General features: G+C 60.2%; 1 protein-coding gene. It reads left to right on the top strand.

The window, feature by feature from the left end; translation table 11 throughout:
* A partial coding sequence (locus P8629_RS11545) for a 2Fe-2S iron-sulfur cluster-binding protein (RefSeq protein WP_278166276.1) occupies nucleotides 1–322 on the top strand: 322 nt, incomplete at both ends.

Genomic DNA, 322 nt, shown 5'->3' with positions numbered 1-322 from the left:
CAGCGGAACCCTACTGGCAAACCTACGACGTTGCGGTGGAGGAGAGCACCTCGCTTCTCGACGCGTTGAACCATATCAAGGAGCAGCAGGACAGCACGCTGAGCTACCGCTGGTCTTGCCGAATGGCGATTTGTGGCTCCTGCGGCGTCATGGTCAACGGCATTCCCAAGCTGGGCTGTAAAACCTTCCTGCGCGACTACCCTGACGAGATTCGTATCGAACCGCTGGCGCACTTCCCCGTGCAGCGGGACCTGGTCGTGGATATGGCGCTGTTCCTGGAACACCTGGCGGCGGTGAAGCCTTACCTGATCGAACAGGACCC

This window comes from Hydrogenovibrio sp. 3SP14C1 (genome assembly GCF_029625905.1).
In the GTDB taxonomy this organism is placed as follows: Bacteria; Pseudomonadota; Gammaproteobacteria; order Thiomicrospirales; family Thiomicrospiraceae; genus Hydrogenovibrio.
Note: the sequence above shows the minus strand (reverse complement) of the source record. Positions and strands in the feature narration are given on the sequence as shown.